Source organism: Pseudomonas grandcourensis (assembly GCF_039909015.1).
GTDB lineage: Bacteria > Pseudomonadota > Gammaproteobacteria > Pseudomonadales > Pseudomonadaceae > Aquipseudomonas > Aquipseudomonas grandcourensis.
On sequence record NZ_CP150919.1, the window covers coordinates 6,025,615 to 6,037,850 of the forward strand.

Below are 12,236 nucleotides of genomic sequence, written 5' to 3' on the forward strand. Positions count from 1 at the left end.
CGATCAAAATTATTCATCACGGGCCGTGGCCTCCGCGCTAGTAGGACTGGCGTATTCGGCTTTGAGGTGACCGTCCTGGTCGAGCAACCAGGCGTCCATGATCTGACGCACCACTGGCGCGGCGACGCCGGAGCCGGACTCACCGTTCTCGACCATCACCGACACCACGATCTGCGGATCGTCCGCCGGGGCGAAGCCCACGAACAAGGCGTGGTCGCGATGGCGTTCCTGAACCTTGGAGCGGTCGTACTTCTCACCCTGCTTGATCGCGACCACTTGGGCCGTACCACTCTTGCCGGCGATGCGGTACTGCGCACCGATCGAAGCCTTGCGTGCCGTACCGCGGGCGCCGTGCATCACCTGCTGCATGCCGTGGTTGACCTTGGTCCAGTCAGACGGGTCGCGCAGGATGATGTCCGGCATCGGGTTCTGATCCACCGGTTTCTCGCCTTCGATGGTCTTGGCCAGGTGCGGACGGTTCCAGATGCCTTTGTTGGCCACCAGCGCGGTGGCCTGGGCCAGCTGCAACGGGGTCGACTGCATGTAGCCCTGACCGATCCCGAGAATCAGCGTTTCACCCGGGAACCATGCCTGGCGGCGGGTCGCGCGCTTCCATTCGCGGGTCGGCATCAGACCCGGCGACTCCTCGAACATGTCCAGGGAAACCTTCTGACCGATACCGAACTTGGACAGGTACGACGACAACCGATCGATCCCCAGCTTGTGGGCCAGGTCATAGAAGTAGGTGTCGTTGGAACGCATGATCGCCGTGTCGAGGTCGACAAAACCATCACCGGTGCGGTTCCAGTTGCGGTACTTGTGATCGTAGTTGGGCAACATGTAGTAACCGGGGTCGAACACCCGGGTCGAGGCAGTCACCACGCCCGAATCCAGACCGGCAATCGCCACAGCAGGCTTGATGGTCGAACCCGGCGGATACAGACCGCGCAGTACGCGGTTGAACAGCGGCCGGTCGATGGAGTCGCGCAGTTCGGCATAGGCCTTGGAGCTGATGCCGGTGACGAACAGGTTCGGATCGAAGCTCGGCTGACTGACCATCGCCAGCACCTCGCCGGTTTTCGGGTTCAGGGCCACCACCGCACCACGACGACCGCCGAGCGCGGCTTCGGCGGCTTCCTGCAATTTGATGTCCAGGCTCAGGACGATGTCTTTGCCGGAAACCGGTTCGGTGCGCTTGAGCACCCGCAATACACGGCCCCGAGCGTTGGTCTCGACCTCCTCGTAACCCACCTGACCATGCAGCTCCGGCTCATAGAAGCGCTCGATGCCGGTTTTACCGATTTGATGGGTGCCGCTATAACTGACCGGGTCCAGAGTCTTGAGCTCTTTCTCGTTGATCCGCCCCATGTAGCCCACCGAGTGCGCAAAATGCGCGCCCTGGGGATAGTGACGAACCAGTTGCGCGACCACTTCCACCCCGGGCAGGCGGAACTGGTTCACGGCAATTCGCGCGATCTGCTCTTCAGTCAGCTCGAACAGGATCGGCACCGGCTCGAATGGCCGGCGCCCCTGACGCATGCGCTTCTCGAAGATCACCCGGTCCTCGGGCGTCAGTTCCAGCACTTCGACGATCACGTCGAGCACTTGCTGCCAGTCGCCGGACCGCTCGCGGGTCATGCTCAGGCTGAAACTCGGCCGGTTATCGGCAATCACCACGCCGTTGCGGTCGAAGATCAAGCCACGGGTCGGCGGAATCGGCTGCACGTGGACGCGGTTGTTTTCCGACAGGGTCGAGTGATACTCGTACTGGATCACCTGCAGGAAATACAGGCGCGCGATCAGTACGCCAATCAGCGTTACCACCGCAATTGCCCCGAACACGACGCGGCCACGCACCAGACGGGCGTCTTTTTCGTGGTCCTTGATGCGGATCGGCTGGGACATGAGGGCAGAACTACTTGTGGTAAGGGTGACCGGACAGCACGGTCCAGGCACGGTACATCTGTTCGCCGATCAGGATCCGCACCAGCGGGTGCGGCAAGGTCAGCGGCGACAACGACCAACGCTGGTCAGCCCGGGCACAGACTTCCGGCGCCAACCCTTCGGGGCCGCCGACCATGAAGTTGACCGTACGCGAGTCCAGCCGCCAGCGATCGAGCTCGACCGCCAGTTGCTCGGTGCTCCAGGGCTTGCCATGGACTTCGAGAGTGACAATCCGCTCGTTCGGCCCGACCTTGGCCAGCATGGCTTCGCCTTCCTGGCGGATGAAACGGGCCACGTCGGCGTTCTTGCCACGGGTATTGAGCGGTATTTCCACCAGTTCCAGCGCCAGCTCGGACGGAAGACGCTTGGCATATTCATGCCAGCCTTCTTCCACCCATTTGGGCATGCGTGAACCGACGGCGATCAGTCGCAGTCGCACAGCGGTCCCTTATTCCTGGTCTTTGTTGAGCTTGTTGAAATGCTCGTGACCCACTTCAGGGCTGTGGTGCTTGCCATCGGCTGCACGGCTCTGCTCGGCACCTTTCCACAGGCGCTCCAGGTCGTAGAACTGACGGGCGTTGGAAGTCATCATGTGGACGATCACGTCGTCCATGTCCAACAGCACCCAGTCGCTGTCGCCCTTGCCTTCTTCACCCAGCGGCTTGATACCCAGGGCTTTGACGGCCTCGCGAACCTTGTCCAGCATCGCGCCGATCTGGCGGTTGGAGGTACCGGTAGCGATGATCATGTAGTCAGTGATGCTCTGCTTGTCGCGAACATCAATCACCAGCACGTCCTGGGCCTTGACGTCTTCCAGGGCGGCTACGGCGATCTTGACCAGATCGTCGCCTTTAGGCGGCTCGGCGGCGAGGACCTTTTCCGGCAGCGGGGCACTCTTGAATGTGCCTTTGCGTTTTACTTTGCTTTCGTTGTTGCTCGTCATATAAAACTCGTTTTGCTCGTTTGTTCGGGCGCTTCAATACACGTTGTTGCCACGTGCCTTGAGGCACTCCCATTCAGTTCGACGCACGGTAGAGCCCGTGCGCATCGATGTAGGCCAGGACCGCGTCGGGCACCAGGAAACGTACCGACTTACCGCTGGCCAGCAGTTGACGGATCTGGGTGGCGGATACCGCGAGCGGTGTCTGCCAGACGAATGCAATCTGTCCGCTCGGCCCTTTGAGGGCCAGCGGGTCGCTCACCGAGCGCGCTGCCAGCAGGTTGCGCAAGGCATCCGGCGGTTCGCTGTCGGCATCCGGGCGTTGCAACACCAGGATATGGCAATGCTGGAGCAACTCTTCCCAGCGGTGCCAAGTGGGCAGGCCGCAAAAAGCGTCCCAGCCCAAAAGCAGAAAAACCTGGTCATCCGCGGCCAGTTCGGCGCGCATCAGTTCCAGGGTATCGATGGTGTAGGACGGTTTGTCCCGCTGCAATTCGCGGGCGTCCACCACCAACGGTGCCACACCGGCCACCGCGCACTCGACCATCGCCAGACGGTCTTTTGCCGACACCTGCGGCGTGTCCCGATGGGGCGGCCTGGCACTGGGTGTCAGACGCAACTCATCGAGCGCCAGGGTTTCGGCGACTTCCAGTGCACCGCGCAAGTGGCCGATGTGCACCGGGTCGAACGTTCCGCCCAGCACGCCAATGCGGCGAGGGGCTGGCTCGCTGACGGTGACCGGTGCTGACGGGTCGAAGTCGCCCAAGTCAGACCGGCTCCTGTCCGCGCAGCTGCCCGTCGCCGACCACGATGTACTTCTCGCAGGTCAGTCCTTCGAGGCCCACCGGGCCGCGGGCGTGCAGCTTATCAGTAGAAATGCCGATCTCGGCACCCAATCCGTATTCGAAACCATCGGCGAAGCATGTCGGGGTGTTGATCATCACCGACGAGGAGTCGACTTCAGCCACGAAACGCCGGGTGTCGCCCTGGTGTTCGCTGACAATCGAATCGGTGTGGTGGGAGCCGTAATGATTGATGTGCTCGATGGCCTGTTCCAGTCCGTCGACCACGCGGATCGACAGAATCGCCGCCAGATACTCGGTGTTCCAGTCTTCCTCGGTGGCCGGCACGGCATCGATGATCGCCCGGGTGCGCTCGCAACCGCGCAGTTCGACGCCTTTTTCACGGAACTGGGCCGCCATCGCCGGCAGGAAATCCTTGGCGACGGTTTGATCGACCAGCAGCGTTTCCATGGCACCGCAGATGCCATAACGGTAAGTCTTGGCATTGAACGCGATGCGCTGGGCCTTGGCCAGGTCGGCGTGCTCACTCACGTAAACGTGGCAGATGCCGTCCAGGTGCTTGATCACCGGGACGCGGGCGTCACGGCTCACGCGCTCGATCAGGCCACGGCCGCCGCGCGGTACGATGACATCGACGTACTCAGGCATGGTGATCAGCGCGCCGACGGCAGCGCGGTCCGTGGTTTCGACCACTTGCACCACCGCAGCAGGCAGATCGGCCTCGGCCAGGCCACGCTGAATGCAAGCGGCGATGGCGCGATTGGAATGAATCGCCTCGGAACCGCCACGCAGGATGGTCGCGTTACCGGATTTCAGGCACAGGCTCGCGGCATCGATGGTCACGTTCGGCCGCGACTCGTAGATGATTCCGATAACGCCCAATGGCACGCGCATCTTGCCGACCTGAATACCGGACGGACGGAAGCTCATGTCGCGGATCGCGCCGACCGGGTCCGGCAGGGCTGCAACCTGACGCAGGCCGACGATCATGCCGTCGATACGCGCCGGGGTCAGCGCCAGACGTTCGAGCAGGGCCGGCTCAAGACCATTGGCGCGACCGGCGGCCAAATCCTGTTCATTGGCCGCCGTCAGCTCGGCGCGGGCAGCGTCCAGCGCATTGGCGGCGGCCTGCAGGGCGCGGTTTTTCTGCGCGGTACTGGCACGGCCGATCACGCGGGAAGCTTCGCGGGCAGCGCGACCCAGGCGGGTCATGTAGTCAAGAACGGACTCAGTCATGGTCTGGCGTGGTCTTTGATTAGGTCTTGGTAAAGAGTAAAGCGACAGATTATAGCTGTCGCGCCCACTGACTAACAGCGGTGACGGGCGGATGGTCGAAATGGAGGGCAATTTGCCGATGTTCAGCCGGGATTAAGCTGCAAATTGTTATCATCACGACTCATTCAGCCCTGACAAATGCCGGTCATCATGTCCAACCTGACTGTTCGAGCGTCCGCTGTGAGCCTGCCCACGGGCCTCCCGGACGCGTTTTTCGACCGTGACGCGCAAATTCTGGCCCGGGATTTACTGGGCAAAGTCATTCGCCATCGGGTTGGCGACCTGTGGCTCAGCGCCCGGATCATCGAAACCGAAGCCTATTACTGTGCAGAAAAGGGTAGCCACGCGTCCCTCGGCTACACAGAAAAGCGTAAGGCTTTGTTTCTGGATGGCGGCCACATCTATATGTATTACGCCCGGGGCGGCGATTCACTGAACTTCAGTGCCCAGGGGCCGGGTAACGCCGTGCTGATCAAGTCCGCCTACCCGTGGGTCGATCAATTGAGCGGGCCGGGCAGCCTGGCACAGATGCTATTGAACAATCCCGATGCCCAGGGCCGCCCTCGCCCGTCACAAAAGCTCTGCGCCGGGCAAACCCTGCTGTGCAAGGCACTGGGCCTGAAAGTACCGGTGTGGGACGCCAAACGCTTCGATCATGAAGTGCTGCTGGTAGAGCACGTTGGGCAGACGCCCGCACACATCATCCAGACTACACGCCTGGGCATCCCCCACGGGCGCGATGAACACCTGATGTATCGCTTTGTCGATGCTGCCTACGCGGCTTACTGCACGCGCAACCCGCTACGACGAGGCCAGGTCGAAGGTCGCGATTATTTTGTGCTGCCCTGAAATCGATCCGGATTTTGAAACTGAAGGAATCCCCTGTGGGAGCGAGCCTGCTCGCGATGAGGTCAGCACAATCAACAACACTGCTGACTCAAAGTGCGCTATCGCGAGCAGGCTCGCTCCTACAAGTAGAAAATTGAACATTTGATGGAGTGGTTTTTATGGGCCCATGGCTCGATAGCGTGACCGGATGGCTGGCGGTCAACCCGCAATGGCTGGCAGCAGCGGTATTCATCGTGGCCTTTGTGGAATGTCTGGCGATTGCCGGGCTGATCGTTCCCGGCACGGTGTTGCTGTTCGCCGTGGCGGTACTGGCAGGCAGCGGTGCGTTGCCGCTGAGTGAAACCTTGCTTCTGGGCTTCCTTGCCGGTGTGTTGGGTGACGTGGTTTCGTATTTCCTTGGACGGCATTTTCATCAGAACATCCGGCGCCTGCCCGGTTTGCGCCATCACCCGGAATGGATTGCCGGGGCCGAGGCCTATTTCCAGAGGTATGGCACCGCCAGCCTGCTGGTCGGGCGTTTTATCGGGCCATTGCGGCCGATGCTGCCCATGGTCGCCGGCATGTGCGACATGCCCTTCCCACGCTTCATCGCCGTCAGCCTGCTGGCCGGTGCCGGCTGGTCGGTGGCTTATCTGCTGCCAGGCTGGGCTACCGGCGCAGCCATTCGCCTGCCGTTGCCTGAAGGTTTCTGGACTCAGGCCGGGATCGTTGCCGGCAGCATTGCGGTCATGGTGGGGTTGAGCGCCACCAGCAGCTTGCGCCAGCATCGCAGGGCTACAGCGTTGATCGCTGGCATGAGCTTTCTCATTCTGACGGGATTGTTCATCGGCTATCCGCACCTTGGCGCCCTCGATCAAGGGCTGATGACCCTGGTGCAGGAGCATCGCAATCCAATGCTCGATGAGGTGGCGGTGGTTTTCACACTGATCGGTGAATTCCGCAACATGCTGTTGTTCAGCGTACTGCTGACAGGTTTGCTGCTGCTGATGCGCCAATGGCGCCCTGCGATCTTCACCGGAAGCACCCTGCTCTGCACGGCATTGGCGAACACCGCGACCAAATACTTCTTTGCCCGAGTGCGCCCTGAAGTGCTGAGTGACCCACTGACCAGCTACAGCATGCCCAGTGGCCACGCGTCTGGCTCTTTTGCGCTGTTCCTGACCCTCGCCGTACTGGCCGGCCGTGGACAACCGCCACGGATGCGTCTGACCTGGTTATTGGTGGGCTGCCTGCCCGCAATGGCGATTGCGCTTTCGCGGGTTTACCTCGGAGCGCATTGGCCGACGGATGTATTGGCCGGCGCAATGCTTGCGGCGTGCGTCTGCGCGGCGAGCCTGTGGCTGATCCAGCGCAATGAACCGCTCAACGCCTTGCCTCCCAAGGTCTGGTGGCTGGTGCTCCCTGCCTTGGTGGCATTGTTCGGTTTCTTCGTGTTGCGGCATTTGCCCCATACGATGTTGCGGTATGCGTACTAGATAAAGCAGAAGATCGCAGCCTTCAATCGCGCCTACATGAAAGGGGGGGTGGCCCTGCAGGAGCAATCAAAGGCTGCGACTTTCCAAAAATGCCAGGCAAACAACTTTTCGGCGATTCACCCAATCACTGCAGGTCAACTAATAACCGCCTCCACACTAAACAACAACGACTCCTGATGACTTATATTAAATCTCACCCCCCAAACGGAAAGCTTGGCAAATTCGCGTCATCAACACCACGATATTTCGCAATGGCTGTATCGGCATGTTTGGCAACCTGACCAGCGATGACGACATAGTCTTCCAACTTCCAACGAACTTCCGTAGAGAACTTGATCATCGCCTCCCCCACATAATCATCCCAGAGTCGTTGCTCAAAACTATCGCGGCCGGCATTCAAACCCGAGCGCCGCACCAGAATCAACGCATTGGCCGCATTCGCAGCCGAGTCCGCCGCAAACTCGACTTCGGCCTGCGGTGTTTTTGCAAAAACATACCGGACCATGATCCGGGAAAAACACACCCCCCACAACGCACGCTCATCGCCACTTAAATTTCTCATTAAATAATCCTTTATATTTGCAATACCCGCTTCATGCAGGCATATAAAATATAACCACTCAAACTTTTCAGATCAAGACAATCCACTCTCTACACTTATTAAAAATCAATACGAAGACCAACCAGACAAACCGACCACAACAACCATAAATAACAAACTTATAACTTGAAACCTCAACCAACCAACGACACCAGGCCGAACACTCTACGGTTTGCGTTTACTAATCAGGTAAACAACTCCCCCTGCAACTCATCCAGCAACGCCTGAATCGCATCCAGTCGTTGCTGCGGATCGTCGAGTTGCAGCAGGTCGATCTTGTCCAGTTCAGCGAAAGGCAACAGATACGCCAACTGATTGGCCAGTGACTGCTGGCCGGTCGCTTCGGTGCCCATGTTCAAGGCTTCAACCATCGGGTGTTCCGCCAGGGCCTTGAGCAAGGCCACCAGGTCGGCGTCCTCATCCTGCAGTGGCTGCTCGGGTTCGTCTTCCAGCCACTCGACTTCGGCGACGGTCAACTGATCGCGCTGGACTTCCGTTCGCAACACGTGGAAACGCCGCCCGCCCTGAACCCGAATCCCCAGCAGGCCGTTGTCCTGCTGTTTGAAATCGGTGATCAGCGCCTCGCACCCGACCAGGGCGTAACCCGCCGGGGCAATCCCGACTTCCTCGCCATCGAGGATGCACACCACGCCGAAGCCGCCGCCCTGCTTCATGCAGCGGCCGATCATGTCCAGATAGCGCGCTTCGAAGATCTGCAAGTCGAGGATGCAGCCTGGAAACAGCACTGTATTGAGCGGAAAAAGCGGCAGACTCATAGACATTTCCTTACACCACCATCGACACCGCCAACGGCAGGAACACCGCCGTGGCCACACCCATCAGGCTCATCGCCAGCGCCGCGAAGGCGCCGCACTCTTCACTTTCCTGCAACGCCACCGACGTGCCGACCGCGTGGGCCGTCATTCCCAGCGCCATGCCCCTGGCTTCCGGACTGTGCACGCCGAGACGGGTCAACAACGCCGGGCCGAAAATCGCGCCGATCACACCGGTAATCAAGACGAACACCGCTGCCAGCGCCGCGACACCACCGATCTGCTCAGCCACCAACATGGCGATAGGCGAGGTCACCGATTTCGGTGCCATGGTCATCAGGATCATGTGCTCGGCACCAAACGACCAGCCCAGCAACACGCCCATCCCCGTGGCCACCACCCCGCCTATCACCAGCGTAGTAAATATCGGCCAGAACAACTGCCGAATCCGTCGCAGGTTGAGATAAAGCGGCACCGCCAGCGCGACAGTGGCCGGGCCGAGCAGGATGCTCAGGATCTCGGTGCTCTTGCGGTACTCGGCGTAGGTCAGGCCGCAGCCCACCAGCACGCCGATCACCAGCAACATGGAGACCAACACCGGCTGCAAAAAGATCCATCGGGTTTTCTCGAATGCCGCCAGGACGAGTTGATAGGCGCCAAGGGTAATGCCGATACCAAACAAGGGATGATGAATCACCGACGTCCAGGCGCCGTGCCAGTCGAAGATCATTGGTTGTCCTCGGAGTGAGCGTGACGCTTGACCATGCGCTGCATCAGCACCCCGGCGAAGGCCATCGAAAGCAGCAGCGACAACACCAGTGCACCGACAATGGCCCAGAAGTCAGCCGCGATGTCAGCGGCGTAGACCATCACGCCCACGGCCGGCGGCACCAGCAACAGCGGCAGGTAGCGCAGCAGGCTGCCGGCCGCCAGGTTCAGCGGCTCGCCGACCTGTCCGCGACAGATGAGGTACACCAGTAACAGCAGCAACCCCACAATCGGCCCCGGCAGCACCGGCAAGAACAAATGATTGATCGCAGTGCCGAGCAATTGGAACAGCACCAGCCACGTCAGGCCCCGTAACAACATCAAAGTTCTCCCGCAAAATCCGTCACCCGCATTGGCCGGGCATTATAAGCATGCTCGCGCTATAGACCGGCATTCGCCAAAAGCATGGTCAGTTGACCGGAGCGTTTGGTCATGTTGATCTAAAGTGGTAAGCCGGGAGGTCAGATCCCCGCAAGCCAAAACCATAAAACCGATGAACCCAAGGAGAGTCTCAATGCCCTATGTTCCAGTTGCAGAGCTCAAAGATTATGTCGGCAAGGAACTTGGACGTTCCGAATGGCTCACCATCGATCAGGACCGCATCAACCTGTTCGCCGAAGCCACAGGGGATTTTCAGTTCATCCACGTCGACCCGGTCAAGGCCGCGCAAACGCCATTTGGCAGCACCATCGCTCACGGCTTCCTGTCGCTGTCGCTGATCCCGAAACTGATGGAAGACATCCTCGTCATGCCCGAAGGCTTGAAGATGGTGGTCAACTACGGCCTCGACAGCGTGCGCTTCATCCAGCCGGTCAAGGTCAACTCGAAAGTGCGCCTGAAGGTCGACCTGACCGAAGTCATCGAGAAGAAACCCGGCCAGTGGCTACTCAAGGCCACCACCACCCTGGAAATCGAAGGTTCGGACAAACCGGCGTACATCGCCGAACCCCTGTCCCTGTGCTTCGTATAAACCGTCCCGGATGCGAAGCAGCTCATGCTGTTTCGCGCCATCTGGCGGCACCTCGCCCTGTATAAGGTCACATAGCTGCGGCATACTCCCTCGCCTAATTGCCCGGAATCCGCTATGCGCCCACTTGCACTCCTTGCCTTGACCCTGATGCTCACCGCTTGCGGCGACGGCGAATCGCCATTGCCTCCTGACGCACGCCTGCCGGACGGCGGACGCTATCGCGGTGACCTGGTCAATGGCCTGCTGCAAGGCAAGGGGCGTATCGACTACCCGAATGGCAGCTGGTACGCCGGCGAGTTCGACAAGGGCCAGTGGCAAGGCCAGGGCGAATGGCATGGCAGCAATGGCGAAGTCTATCGCGGGCAGTTCAATCAGGGACTGTTCGACGGCCAAGGGGCGCTGACCACCAATGCCAGCAGCTACAGCGGCGGCTTCAAGGCCGGCCGACGCAACGGCGAAGGCACCCTCAAAGAAAATGGCATGAGCTATCGCGGGGAGTTCAAGGCCGATCAATACGCCGGCCTGGGTCGCCTCGAACTCGAAGACGGCAGCTCCTATCAGGGCCTGTTCGCCCACGGCAAACCCAATGGCGAAGGACAGCGCGGCGACGGCAACGGCAATCAGTTCACCGGGCACTTCGTCGACGGCCAGCTGGAAGGCAACGGGACTTTCAACAGCGCCGACGGCGACATGTATGTCGGCGGCTTCAAGAACAATCAACTGCACGGCAAAGGCCGCTACGAAAACGCCGACGGCGATGTCTGGCTGGGCCAGTTCAAGGAAGGCTCGCTGAACGGCAAGGGCGAGTTGATCGGCACTGACGGCAGCCACTACATCGGCCAGTTCAATGACTGGCGCTTTTCCGGCCAGGGCCGCCTGAACCTGTCCGATGGCAGCTTTTACACCGGCCAGTTCGACAACGACAGCTACCAGGGGCGCGGCACATTGGTGTTGACCGACGGCACCGTGCTCAGCGGCACCTGGATCAATGGCCAGCGTGTACGCGACGCCGAGGGCAAACTACTGCCCGACACCCTTGAGCTCGGCCTGCTGGCCCAGGGACGCCTGCTCGACGCGGCGCTGACCAACGTTCCACCCTCGACCCCGGCGGTGGAGCTGTATTCATTGACCCTGGGTGGCGATGGCAAGCAAAGCGTGTTTCTGCGCGAATCAGACTACGTCGCCAACATGCTCAGCACCCGTTTCGGCACCTTTGGCCAGATTCGCCTGGTGAACCATCGCGACCACCTCGCCGACCGCCCGATGGCTACCCGGGAAAACTTGCGCCGGGCTGCCCTGACGCTGGCCGAACGCAGCGGTCCGGAAGATCTGATTTTCATCTACCTGACCAGCCACGGCACCAGCGAACACGAGCTGGTGCTGGACCAGCCACGCATGGAATTGGCCGATCTGCCGGCCGACGAATTGGCCGCTGTTCTCGCCCCCCTGAAAAACCGCGACAAGATCATCGTGATTTCGTCCTGCTACTCCGGCGGATTCATTCCCGCCCTCAAGGATGAACGGACCCTGATCATGACGGCCTCGCGGGCCGACCGAGTGTCCTTCGGTTGCTCGGAGGAAGCCAACTTCACTTACTTCGGCGACGCCCTGTTCGCCCAGGCCCTGAACCAGACCGATGACCTGGAACAAGCCTTCAAACTGGCCAAGGCCACTGTCGCCGAACGTGAGCTGGCGGACGGTTTCGAAGCGTCCGAACCACAGATCTGGGCACCGAAAACCGTGCTCTCGCATTGGCAGTTACTGCGCAAACAGCAGGCACGAAAAGCCCTGCAAAGTGCGTCCATGGAAAGCAAGGATGCAAACAGCAACTAAGCTGA

The 12,236-nt window shown here is 60.4% G+C and carries 13 protein-coding genes; 4 read left to right on the forward strand and 9 right to left on the reverse strand.

The window, feature by feature from the left end; all coding sequences use genetic code 11:
* Positions 1–9 precede the first annotated feature (9 nt).
* The 5 genes from mrdA to AABM52_RS27100 form a co-directional block, all read right to left on the reverse strand.
* Complete coding sequence (gene mrdA / locus AABM52_RS27080; protein WP_347909336.1) at positions 10–1,905, reverse strand: penicillin-binding protein 2; 1,896 nt, start codon at positions 1,903–1,905, stop codon at positions 10–12.
* A 10-nt stretch (positions 1,906–1,915) separates the two neighbouring features.
* Complete coding sequence (gene rlmH / locus AABM52_RS27085; RefSeq protein ID WP_008052376.1) at positions 1,916–2,383, reverse strand: 23S rRNA (pseudouridine(1915)-N(3))-methyltransferase RlmH; 468 nt, start codon at positions 2,381–2,383, stop codon at positions 1,916–1,918.
* Between the two features lie 9 nt (positions 2,384–2,392).
* On the reverse strand, positions 2,393–2,887 hold the full coding sequence (gene rsfS, locus AABM52_RS27090) for a ribosome silencing factor (protein ID WP_347909337.1): 495 nt from the start codon (positions 2,885–2,887) through the stop codon (positions 2,393–2,395).
* A 73-nt stretch (positions 2,888–2,960) separates the two neighbouring features.
* Positions 2,961–3,650, reverse strand: a complete 690-nt coding sequence (gene nadD / locus AABM52_RS27095) for a nicotinate-nucleotide adenylyltransferase (RefSeq protein WP_160385777.1) — start codon at positions 3,648–3,650, stop codon at positions 2,961–2,963.
* Position 3,651: 1 nt separating this feature from the next.
* Entirely contained in the window at positions 3,652–4,923 is a 1,272-nt protein-coding gene (locus AABM52_RS27100) for a glutamate-5-semialdehyde dehydrogenase (protein WP_347909338.1), read from the reverse strand.
* 189 nt (positions 4,924–5,112) lie between these two features.
* Here AABM52_RS27100 and AABM52_RS27105 point away from each other — a divergent pair, with 189 nt between their 5' ends.
* Both AABM52_RS27105 and AABM52_RS27110 read left to right on the forward strand, forming a co-directional pair.
* Positions 5,113–5,811 carry a DNA-3-methyladenine glycosylase gene (locus tag AABM52_RS27105; protein ID WP_347909339.1) on the forward strand — a complete coding sequence of 233 codons (699 nt, stop codon included), beginning with the start codon at positions 5,113–5,115 and terminating at the stop codon, positions 5,809–5,811.
* A 158-nt stretch (positions 5,812–5,969) separates the two neighbouring features.
* Entirely contained in the window at positions 5,970–7,286 is a 1,317-nt protein-coding gene (locus AABM52_RS27110) for a bifunctional DedA family/phosphatase PAP2 family protein (protein ID WP_347909340.1), read from the forward strand.
* A 193-nt stretch (positions 7,287–7,479) separates the two neighbouring features.
* Here the strand turns inward: AABM52_RS27110 and AABM52_RS27115 are convergent, their stop codons facing one another.
* The 4 genes from AABM52_RS27115 to AABM52_RS27130 all read right to left on the reverse strand — a co-directional run bounded on the left by AABM52_RS27115 (position 7,480) and on the right by AABM52_RS27130 (position 9,749).
* The gene (locus tag AABM52_RS27115) at positions 7,480–7,848 is read right to left on the reverse strand and encodes a hypothetical protein (RefSeq protein WP_347909342.1); all 369 of its coding nucleotides are present in this window, start codon (positions 7,846–7,848) and stop codon (positions 7,480–7,482) included.
* Positions 7,849–8,072: 224 nt separating this feature from the next.
* Positions 8,073–8,663, reverse strand: coding sequence for an LON peptidase substrate-binding domain-containing protein (locus AABM52_RS27120; protein ID WP_347909343.1), 591 nt, complete (start codon positions 8,661–8,663; stop codon positions 8,073–8,075).
* A 10-nt stretch (positions 8,664–8,673) separates the two neighbouring features.
* Positions 8,674–9,390 carry an LrgB family protein gene (locus tag AABM52_RS27125; RefSeq protein WP_347909344.1) on the reverse strand — a complete coding sequence of 239 codons (717 nt, stop codon included), beginning with the start codon at positions 9,388–9,390 and terminating at the stop codon, positions 8,674–8,676.
* A complete protein-coding gene (locus AABM52_RS27130) occupies positions 9,387–9,749 on the reverse strand; it encodes a CidA/LrgA family protein (RefSeq protein WP_015096984.1) in 363 nt (120 codons plus the stop codon). Before AABM52_RS27130 ends, AABM52_RS27125 begins: the two co-directional genes overlap by 4 nt.
* Before the next feature lie 193 nt (positions 9,750–9,942).
* Here AABM52_RS27130 and AABM52_RS27135 point away from each other — a divergent pair, with 193 nt between their 5' ends.
* A complete protein-coding gene (locus AABM52_RS27135; protein ID WP_046041672.1) occupies positions 9,943–10,398 on the forward strand; it encodes a MaoC family dehydratase in 456 nt (151 codons plus the stop codon).
* A gap of 114 nt (positions 10,399–10,512) precedes the next feature.
* Positions 10,513–12,231, forward strand: a complete 1,719-nt coding sequence (locus tag AABM52_RS27140; protein ID WP_347909346.1) for a C13 family peptidase — start codon at positions 10,513–10,515, stop codon at positions 12,229–12,231.
* The last annotated feature ends 5 nt before the right edge of the window (positions 12,232–12,236 follow it).

Excerpts from the sequence above, each read along its gene's own strand:
- mrdA (WP_347909336.1), bottom strand. The coding sequence starts at position 1,905 with ATGTCCCAGCCGATCCGCATCAAGGACCACGAAAAAGACGCCCGTCTG.
- rsfS (WP_347909337.1), bottom strand. The coding sequence starts at position 2,887 with ATGACGAGCAACAACGAAAGCAAAGTAAAACGCAAAGGCACATTCAAG.
- AABM52_RS27100 (WP_347909338.1), bottom strand. The coding sequence starts at position 4,923 with ATGACTGAGTCCGTTCTTGACTACATGACCCGCCTGGGTCGCGCTGCC.
- AABM52_RS27105 (WP_347909339.1), top strand. The coding sequence starts at position 5,113 with ATGTCCAACCTGACTGTTCGAGCGTCCGCTGTGAGCCTGCCCACGGGC.
- AABM52_RS27110 (WP_347909340.1), top strand. The coding sequence starts at position 5,970 with ATGGGCCCATGGCTCGATAGCGTGACCGGATGGCTGGCGGTCAACCCG.
- AABM52_RS27115 (WP_347909342.1), bottom strand. The coding sequence starts at position 7,848 with ATGAGAAATTTAAGTGGCGATGAGCGTGCGTTGTGGGGGGTGTGTTTT.
- AABM52_RS27120 (WP_347909343.1), bottom strand. The coding sequence starts at position 8,663 with ATGAGTCTGCCGCTTTTTCCGCTCAATACAGTGCTGTTTCCAGGCTGC.
- AABM52_RS27125 (WP_347909344.1), bottom strand. The coding sequence starts at position 9,390 with ATGATCTTCGACTGGCACGGCGCCTGGACGTCGGTGATTCATCATCCC.
- AABM52_RS27130 (WP_015096984.1), bottom strand. The coding sequence starts at position 9,749 with ATGTTGTTACGGGGCCTGACGTGGCTGGTGCTGTTCCAATTGCTCGGC.
- AABM52_RS27135 (WP_046041672.1), top strand. The coding sequence starts at position 9,943 with ATGCCCTATGTTCCAGTTGCAGAGCTCAAAGATTATGTCGGCAAGGAA.
- AABM52_RS27140 (WP_347909346.1), top strand. The coding sequence starts at position 10,513 with ATGCGCCCACTTGCACTCCTTGCCTTGACCCTGATGCTCACCGCTTGC.